6 protein-coding genes and 1 pseudogene are annotated in these 9,918 nt (G+C 46.8%); 5 read left to right on the top strand and 2 right to left on the bottom strand.

The features are described from left to right. Positions 1–19: 19 nt before the first annotated feature. Both RMO27_RS16195 and RMO27_RS16190 read right to left on the bottom strand, forming a co-directional pair. A complete protein-coding gene (locus tag RMO27_RS16195; protein WP_309734350.1) occupies positions 20–916 on the bottom strand; it encodes a fructosamine kinase family protein in 897 nt (298 codons plus the stop codon). A 1-nt stretch (position 917) separates the two neighbouring features. Beyond that, on the bottom strand, positions 918–2,873 hold the full coding sequence (locus RMO27_RS16190) for a hypothetical protein (protein ID WP_309734348.1): 1,956 nt from the start codon (positions 2,871–2,873) through the stop codon (positions 918–920). 698 nt (positions 2,874–3,571) lie between these two features. On the opposite strand from RMO27_RS16190, the gene psaA reads away from it, so the two are divergent. The 5 genes and pseudogenes from psaA to RMO27_RS16165 all read left to right on the top strand — a co-directional run. After that, a complete protein-coding gene (psaA, locus tag RMO27_RS16185) occupies positions 3,572–5,824 on the top strand; it encodes a photosystem I core protein PsaA (protein ID WP_309734346.1) in 2,253 nt (750 codons plus the stop codon). Positions 5,825–6,016: 192 nt separating this feature from the next. Continuing rightward, a complete protein-coding gene (gene psaB, locus RMO27_RS16180; RefSeq protein ID WP_309734344.1) occupies positions 6,017–8,218 on the top strand; it encodes a photosystem I core protein PsaB in 2,202 nt (733 codons plus the stop codon). Positions 8,219–8,301: 83 nt separating this feature from the next. After that, entirely contained in the window at positions 8,302–8,583 is a 282-nt protein-coding gene (locus RMO27_RS16175; protein ID WP_309734342.1) for a BrnT family toxin, read from the top strand. Further along, entirely contained in the window at positions 8,561–8,782 is a 222-nt protein-coding gene (locus RMO27_RS16170) for a hypothetical protein (RefSeq protein ID WP_396133731.1), read from the top strand. Before RMO27_RS16175 ends, RMO27_RS16170 begins: the two co-directional genes overlap by 23 nt. 243 nt (positions 8,783–9,025) lie before the next feature. After that, a pseudogene (locus RMO27_RS16165) lies at positions 9,026–9,918 on the top strand (hypothetical protein); the annotation flags it as partial.

Genomic DNA, 9,918 nt, shown 5'->3' with positions numbered 1-9,918 from the left:
GGGAGTTGCGGCTCCCAACTCATCGCAATATAGTCTCGATCAGATTATTTGCCCAACCTTGATAGTTACCACCAAATAAATTGTAATGATTGAGAATATGATAAAGATCGTACAAAATTTTGCGGGTTGAATAATCAGGGTCTAAGGGGTAAACATCTGCATATCCTTGATAAAAAGCGTTAGGAAAACCCCCAAATAGTGCAGCCATCGCAATATCGACTTCTCGATCGCCCCAGTAAGTAGCCGGATCGAAAATCACCGGAATACCAGCGGTTGTAAAACTAGCATTGCCGCTCCACAGATCGCCATGTACTAGGGATGGCTTGGGATGATAGTTAGCTAAAAATTCAGGGATTTTCGCAATTACTTGTGCAGCTTTGGGAAAATTCCCGCCATTGCTTTGGGCGAGTTGAAGTTGATAACCAATCCGATGATGAGTGAAAAATGTCGCCCAATCTTGTTCCCAAGGATTAATTTGGGGTGTCGAGCCGATCGTGTTATCAATATGCCAACCAAATTGGCCGTTAGGACTAATTTGATATCGATGCATCGCCGCTAGATTTCGACCCATTTCCCCCCAATTTTCACGTTGCGGGTTGAGCGTTAAATCCAGATGTTCGAGAACTAAATAACTAGACTCTTCAGCTACGCCCCAACAGATTGGGAGTGGGACTTTAATTGTGTCTGTTGCAGCTATTTCTGATAGCCCTCTAGCTTCAGCCGCAAACATGTCAGTTAGGGACGATCGATTGAGCTTCACAAAATATCGCTCTCGATTCTCCGTGGGAGAGGCTCCGCCAACGTTGCTCACTAAATATGTTTGATTGATACAGCCACCATCGATCGAGCGTCGCTCACCGATTTCAAACTGTCTGCCAGTCGCTTGACTAATTTGCGCCGCAATTTCATTCCACATCTTAATGCTGCTCTCTCCATGCTTGAATCTTTGTGGTGGCATAGTCTTTGGCATAATTCGCCCAAATGCGCACATTATTCCCAAATCTTTGGGATTTAGCGGGAATCGTATTCGTGAAGGCGCGAATTTTGGCTTTAGCTGTACTTAATAGCTTGCTTGATCGCTGTTGCCACTCTGGTGACTCTGGATTTTGACTCTGTGGAGTTGCTGCGGTTGGCTGTGGGTTGGCTGTGCCTGGATCTGCTGAGGGTAGGGAAGGATTTCGCTCGATGCTAGCAGTGGGTGGCGCAGCCATTTGGGGTTGCGGCGGTAGCGTCGGTACTGGTGCTGGCTCGACTCGATCGCGTGGCGATGATGTTGCTAGCTTATCAGCGACTTGAGCTAGCGGCATAGCGGCAACTGGGGCAGGTGGATTGCTAGGTAGTGAAATACTAGGAGCTACTGAGGGAGCTAATCCTGGCTTGTCGATCTGCACTTGTACTGGAGTCGAATTGCGAGGATTGGTCATCTCTGGCTGTGGCGGCTGGACTGGCAGAGATTTAGTTACGGTTGTTGCGATCGGGGGTTCGCTGGGAACGATCGCAACGGGTGCTATCGGTGCTGGCATTGTAGTTGGCGGAGCACTCTTTGGCGTTACAGATGGGTTTGTTCCGAATGGTGTTGGCGGCACAATGGCAATGGGGCTAGGTGTCGGCGCAGGTACGATCGCCATCGGTGGTGGTGTAGATACTGGGATGGGGCTAGGTACAACTACAGGTGTTAATGCTGGTGCTGGAGTCGCGACAACGATCGGTGTTGGTGTGGTTGTGAGTAATGGGCTAGGTGCAGCTACCGGTGTTGGTGCTGGTGTTGTGATTGGTAATGGTGTGGTAGGAGGGGCAATCTGTACCGGAGTTTGGGCTGGAGCCGTTGCTGTTACAGGCAGGGGCATAGCAACTGGAGTAGGTATAGGTGCGGTGGTTGGTAATGTGGTTGGCTTGCTAGCGACATAATTGGGATCTCCGAGCGTACGTGCCAACTCGGGGGTAATTTCACCGCGAATTAGTTGCGATAGTGCATCTTTGGCTTGCGGGTCGTAAGTCACGATGCGCAAGTTATCGTTATAAACATTGGGAATTGGATTGCCCCGATCGTCGAGCAATTCCAATCTCACCCAATTTTTACCTGGTTTAAACCCTTGGAGATAGACTGGTGCCCAGCGATCGAGGATAAATTGTTGGTCGTTGACTGTCGCTCTAATCCGCCACTCTGGAACTCGCTCCGAACTGCCCTGCTCGCCAGCATGGGATGGCGCATTAGTAAGGTAGTAATCCAGCAGGATCGGCTCGGCACCATAAGTCCCCGTCGGACGACTGTACGTGAGCAACGGTTGCTGGAGATCGGGGTTGTTGGTAGCTGTTTTCGTCAAGACATGAAAGGTGACTTGATCAAATGCACCATCATTTTTAAAGCTTTCATGCCACGGACGGGAAGCAAATACCCGCAAAGTGTGGGTTCCAGCCGCTAAATTTTTAAAAACCAACGGTTGGTTCAGATCGTAGACGCCCCGATAAGTCTCGCGATCGAGCATAACGTGTAAATGATTGCCCAATCCCAGCTCAGACTGCTTAAATATGGGTAGATCTGTCACTTTGAATTTGACTGTGACTCGATCGTCCGCCAAGATCTCATCAGGTTTGGGGCTGACGATCTGCACTCGGGGCTGAAATTTTGCCAAGCTTGGGGATAGCTGCGAGATACTAGCCGGCACATTAACTTCTGACAATGGCCCCTCAGTATTCGTTAGCGTCTGAGTTTCAAGACTCGATCCAGCTTCCTTATCGGTTGCCTCGATCGAGTGTTTGCTGAACCTCTCCGAGAGCGCATCGCAACTGTTCATCCCGAGCGCGAGCATTAAGGCCAAACACCACCCGATCGATCGAGAAACTAAGCTCCACTTCAGATTCGCTCTTAACACCCGCACCTCTGCTTTGACAAGTTACTTGTTTGCATTGCTTATTTTACTAGGGTTGGCGAGTTTTTCAACGATCCGCTCTTCTGGGTTGAGACGATTGGCCGCAAGCGATCATCAACTAGATCTCGTTTCGATCGATTATTACTTTTCGTAAATAATATCTGTCCGATCGACCAAAGCAGTCTCTTAACTTTCAGTCACGATCTCGATCTGTTGGCGTAGCCGCTGGAGCAAGAGAATTGATCGTTAGCAATTCACCCCAAACATCTGGGAATATATTATGAATGTAGATATGTAACTAAAGGGCGATCAATCGCAAAATTCGCGATCCGATCTAGTCACAACCGAGCTGTAATCTCGTGCTAGACGAGCTTGTGGGGAATTATTAAGTTTATTTAAAAAAAATGTATTCAGCTTGACTTTTACACCGATTCCCTTGAACTAGGATCGATATAAGCATCTTGGGGAGCGACTTTGAATTATTGTTAACGAATGGTGAATATCACTCGTTCATGAACCTATAATTCATCAACAGAGGTACTGCTTCAGCAAACATGTTTTGTGAAAACAGTACGGCTTGAGACTGGAAGTTCCCTTGGAAGCAAAGAGATCGAGCAAAGTTTTTGGCTCCGTTAAACTAAAAAAAATGGGCACTCACAGTTGGGTATCACCTCGTTCCTTGTCTAGAGAGGAGAATCCTCATGACAATTAGTCCGCCAGAGCGGGAAGCAAAAGTAAAGGTAGTCGTTGACAAAGATCCAGTCCCTACTTCATTTGAAAAATGGGGTAAACCTGGTCATTTTGATCGCACCCTTGCTAAAGGACCAAAAACCACTACGTGGATTTGGAATCTTCATGCTGACGCACATGATTTCGACAGTCACACTAGTGACCTAGAAGACGTCTCTCGTAAAATTTTCAGTGCTCACTTCGGACATCTCGCCATCATTTTTATATGGTTGAGCGGGATGTATTTTCACGGTGCCCGTTTCTCCACTTATGAAGCGTGGTTAACCAACCCCACTGGGATTAAACCCAGTGCCCAAGTCGTCTGGTCGATCGTCGGTCAAGACATCCTCAATGCCGACGTTGGCGGTGGCTTCCACGGGATTCAAATCACATCTGGTCTATTCCAGTTGTGGAGAGCGTCCGGGTACACCAACTCCACCCAGCTTTATGCTACTGCTATTGGCGGCCTCGTCATGGCTGGTTTGATGCTGTTTGCTGGTTGGTTCCACTACCATAAACGCGCTCCCAAATTGGAGTGGTTCCAGAACGTAGAGTCAATGATGAACCACCACCTGGCTGGTTTGTTAGGACTGGGCTGCCTATCCTGGGCAGGTCACCAGATTCACGTCTCTCTTCCCATAAATAAATTACTGGATTCTGGTGTCGCACCAAAAGATATCCCCTTACCTCATGAGTTCTTGGATCCGACCAAGATGGCCGAACTGTATCCCAGTTTTGCTAAAGGTCTGACGCCGTTCTTTACCTTGAATTGGGCAGAATATGCCGACTTCTTGACTTTCAAAGGCGGTCTCAATCCGACGACTGGCGGTCTGTGGTTGTCCGATACGGCTCACCATCATCTAGCTTTGGCTGTACTCTTTATCGTTGCCGGTCACATGTACCGCACGAACTGGGGCATCGGTCACAGTATGAAAGAAATTCTAGAAACCCATAAAGGACCATTTACTGGCGAAGGCCATAAAGGTCTATATGAAATTCTCACCACATCTTGGCACGCTCAGTTAGCAATTAACTTGGCAATGTTGGGTTCGGTCAGCATCATCGTGGCACAACACATGTATGCAATGCCTCCGTATCCATACCTGGCTACCGATTACGCTACTCAGCTATCGTTATTTACCCACCACATGTGGATTGGCGGTTTCTGTGTCGTCGGTGGTGCTGCTCACGCAGCCATCTTCATGGTTCGGGATTACGACCCAGCAATGAACCAGAACAACTTACTCGATCGGATGCTGCGTCACCGCGATGCAATTATTTCGCATCTGAACTGGGTATCGATGTTCCTAGGTTTCCATAGCTTCGGTCTGTATATCCACAACGACACCATGCAAGCTTTGGGTCGTCCTCAAGATATGTTCTCCGACAAAGCAATTCAGTTGCAACCCGTATTTGCTCAGTGGATTCAAGGCTTGCACACTGCTGCTGCCGGAAACACTGCACCAAACGCACTGCAAACTGCTAGCCTAGCATTTGGTGGCGATACTCTCGCTGTCAACGGCAAAGTGGCAATGATGCCGATCGTTCTGGGTACGGCGGACTTTATGGTTCACCACATCCATGCTTTCACCATTCACGTCACTGTTCTGATCCTCCTCAAAGGGGTCTTGTTCGCTCGTAGCTCTCGGTTAATCCCCGATAAAGCTAGTCTGGGCTTCCGCTTCCCTTGCGATGGCCCCGGTCGGGGTGGTACCTGCCAAGTTTCTGGTTGGGATCACGTCTTCCTCGGTCTGTTCTGGATGTACAACTCTATCTCGATCGTCATCTTCCACTTTAGTTGGAAAATGCAGTCAGATGTATGGGGTACTGTCGCTCCTGACGGCACTGTGTCTCACGTTACTGGTGGCAACTTTGCTGCTAGTGCGACGACAATCAATGGTTGGTTGCGTGACTTCTTGTGGGCGCAAGCTTCTCAAGTCATCAACTCTTACGGTACGGCCTTATCTGCTTACGGTCTGATCTTCTTAGGCGCACACTTTATCTGGGCATTTAGTTTAATGTTCCTATTTAGCGGTCGCGGCTACTGGCAAGAACTGATCGAGTCGATCGTCTGGGCACATAACAAGCTCAACTTTGGACCAGCAATTCAGCCTCGCGCTCTGAGCATTATTCAGGGTCGGGCTGTTGGGGTCGCTCACTATCTCCTTGGCGGGATTGCGACTACCTGGGCATTCTTCTTAGCTCGATCGATCGCAATCGGCTGATGAAAAGATGTTCGATATCGGTGGCCAGCAAGCGGATTTAACTCCATCAATGGCTACCGATCGAATCTGGGTTTCCAGGTTCGGCCATCATTCAACATGATGCTAATTTAATGCCACACGAGATGGTTACAGTTAGCATCATCTCTACTGTAATCATCTCGCCTGTCCGCGAGGAAATCCGATAAGAAAACTATGGCAACTAAATTCCCAAAATTTAGCCAAGACCTCGCACAAGATCCGACCACTCGTCGGCTCTGGTACGGGATTGCCACGGCTCATGACTTTGAAAGCCATGATGGCATGACTGAGGAAAATCTTTACCAAAAGATTTTCGCAACTCACTTTGGTCATCTAGGTATTATCTTCCTCTGGGCTTCTGGTAACCTGTTCCACGTAGCTTGGCAAGGCAACTTCGAGCAGTGGATTAAAGATCCACTGAACGTCAGTCCGATCGCACATGCAATCTGGGATCCCCACTTCGGGCAACCTGCTGTTGATGCGTTTACTCAAGGTGGCGCATCCAATCCAGTCAACATCGCTTACTCTGGTGTCTACCAATGGTGGTATACGATCGGGATGCGGACAAATGATGACTTGTACATGGGGTCGATCTTCTTGCTCCTCCTCGCTTCAGTCATGCTGTTTGCTGGTTGGTTGCATCTGCAACCCAAATTCCGCCCTAGCTTGTCTTGGTTCAAAAATGCTGAGTCTCGTCTCAATCACCATTTATCTGGTTTGTTTGGGGTCAGTTCTCTGGCTTGGGCCGGTCACTTAATCCACGTTGCCATCCCCGAATCTCGCGGTCAGCACGTCGGTTGGGACAATTTCTTGAGCACGTTACCTCACCCAGCAGGGTTACAACCCTTCTTCACAGGTAACTGGGGCGTATATGCCGAAAATCCCGATACCGCGCAACAGATGTTTGGGACTTCCCAAGGTGCTGGCACGGCGATCTTGACTTTCTTAGGTGGCTTCCATCCCCAGACTCAATCCTTGTGGTTGACTGATATGGCGCACCACCATCTAGCGATCGCGGTAATCTTTATCGTCGCTGGGCATATGTATCGCACCAACTTTGGGATCGGTCACAGCATTAAGGATATCCTCAATGCTCACAAACCACCCGGAGGCAGACTGGGCGATGGTCATAAAGGTCTTTATGATACCGTCAACAACTCTCTCCATTTCCAATTAGGTTTGGCATTGGCTTCGCTCGGTGTCGTCACTTCCTTGGTGGCTCAACACATGTACTCCATGCCGCCTTATGCGTTCTTGGCGCAGGACTTTACCACCCAAGCCGCACTATATACCCACCACCAGTATATTGCTGGGTTCTTAATGGTTGGTGCCTTCGCTCACGGTGCGATCTTCTGGGTTCGTGACTACGATCCAGAGCAAAACCGCAACAACGTGCTCGCGCGGATGCTAGAGCACAAAGAGGCAATCATCTCTCACTTGAGCTGGGTGTCGCTGTTCTTGGGTTTCCATACCCTCGGCCTCTACGTGCACAATGACGTTGTAGTTGCCTTTGGTACACCTGAGAAGCAAATCTTAATCGAACCAGTATTTGCCCAGTTTGTTCAAAGCAGCCACGGTAAACTACTCTACGGTTTTGATACTTTACTCTCTAACTCTGGTAGTTTAGCTTCCACCACCAGCGCAGTTTACCTGCCAGGTTGGTTAGAAGCGATTAACTCCGGTAGCAATTCCTTGTTCTTGACGATCGGCCCTGGTGACTTCTTGGTTCACCATGCGATCGCCCTCGGACTCCACACCACCACCTTGATCTTGGTCAAAGGTGCGCTGGATGCCCGTGGTTCCAAATTAATGCCCGACAAGAAAGACTTCGGCTATGCCTTCCCTTGTGATGGCCCCGGTCGTGGTGGTACTTGTGACATCTCCGGTTGGGACTCGTTCTACCTGGCAATGTTCTGGATGTTAAACACCTTAGGTTGGGTAACATTCTACTGGCACTGGAAACACTTAGGTATTTGGCAAGGTAACGTAGCGCAATTCAATGAGTCCTCGACTTACTTAATGGGTTGGTTACGCGATTACCTCTGGCAGAACTCCTCACAGTTAATTAACGGCTACAACCCTTACGGGATGAATAATCTGTCTGTATGGGCATGGATGTTCCTGTTCGGACACCTAGTCTGGGCGACTGGCTTTATGTTCTTAATTAGCTGGCGTGGTTACTGGCAAGAGTTGATCGAAACGGTTGTCTGGGCACACGAGCGGACTCCTCTTGCGAACTTGGTTCGCTGGAAAGATAAGCCTGTTGCAATGTCGATCGTTCAAGGTCGTGTTGTCGGTCTAGCTCACTTTACAGTCGGCTATATCCTTACCTACGCAGCCTTCTTGATTGCCTCTACTGCTGGTAAGTTCGGATAGTTCTGAAGTTATCATCGGTTAAGTAGAATCCCCCGTCACCTAGTGGCGGGGGATTTTTAGATTCAGTCAGTTATAATCGATTTATGGATTACGAATGGGACACGACCAAAGCAGACACTAACTTTAAAAAACATGGGGTAAGCTTTGAAGAAGCTCAAACAGTTTTTAATAATCCCCTAGCAATGATTTTTGATGACGAATTACACTCATCATTAGCAGAATATCGAGAGATTATTATCGGTCATTCTCAACAAAATCGGCTACTGCTCGTTAGCTTTACCGAACGTTCCCAAGCTATTCGCATTATTAGTGCCCGTCCAACGACTCAAAGAGAACGTGAAGATTATGAAAACACCTCATTCTAATCCAGCTCCAGATAATGAAGATGATTTAGCAGCCGAATATGCTTTTGATTATACCAAGGCAAAACCCAATCGATTTGCGACACGAGATTCTTCAGCAAAAATGACTATCATCGTCTTGGATGAAGATATCGCCCAAGTCTTCCCTACTTCAGAAGCTGTTAACACAGCTCTCAGACAGTTAATTACATCAAATTCTTAGCTCACTTCACCGTTGGTGATATCCCCAGGTATGCAGCTTTGCAGATCGCCTCTACTGCTGGTAAATTCGGATGGTTCTGAAGTTTGGGTTCAATAAAATCTCGACTCGCTTAGTAGCAAGAAATTTTAGATGTAAATTTCAGTATGAGATAGGTATAATTACAGATAATAAAGAAAAAGCGAATCCAATTTTAATAAGAATTGGGTAAGCTTTGAAGAAGCGAAAGTAGCTAATGTCACAAGTATGACCCGTGAACCATCCAATCAAAGGCTTAGACTAGAGCAAGAGTGGAAATCTGTCCACAATGCATACCAACTCACTGCTGAAAGGCTGAAACGTTTAAGAATAGATTATGCTATCGAAACTGATACTAGTGGACGATTTAAATTAGCCAAAAATATTGAGACAGAGGAGGCCGAGTTAGATCGGTTGGAAAATAGACTTCGACAGATCGAGCGACAATTTAATAATAGGATAGCTTCAATTTTTCATGTCACATCTCGACTTCTTATTCGAGCTATCTCTCATTTGATTACGTGGCTTTTGCCTTTCCTAATCAGACGAATACAATATTTACAAAACCACAAATATATAATAGCGTTTGTTTCAACGTTGCTGATAATTTTAGTATTGGTATTAGCTAGTAACGATTTTTTTGGCTTGTTCATACCAAATCTCTCTTTCTCCACGCAAGAAAAAGAGATAAGATTCAGCTCAGGAGAACATATTTTAGTAAAGAAAGAAGCTTGGGTTAAGGAAAAGAATCAGCCTATTGATTCAGCCAATACGCAAGATATTAATAAATTAAAACTTATTTGCAAAGATAATTGGCACCTTAAAAATAATAATTTAAAAGAATTTGTTAAAATGTGTTCGATTGACTCAGAAGCAAAAATTTATCTCAATAATAAAGAGGCTGAGAGCACAACTAATGAATCCAAGTCTAGCCTGATTAAATTAGCTGTTTCTGTACCGATAAGCCGAGATTCTGGTGATGGAGTTTTTAATTCTCTTGAGATATTAAGAGGAGTCTCTTTGGCTCAAGAAGAAATAAACAAAGAAGGTATCTCATTCGATCGTAATAAAAAAGCATATTTGCAAATTAGCATAATTGATGATGGTTCTGAAAATAGATC

Origin of the sequence: Chamaesiphon sp. OTE_75_metabat_556 (assembly GCF_031378165.1) — a bacterium.
Classification (GTDB): Bacteria; Cyanobacteriota; Cyanobacteriia; order Cyanobacteriales; family Chamaesiphonaceae; genus Chamaesiphon.
This window is presented reverse-complemented; position numbering and strand designations above follow the sequence as displayed.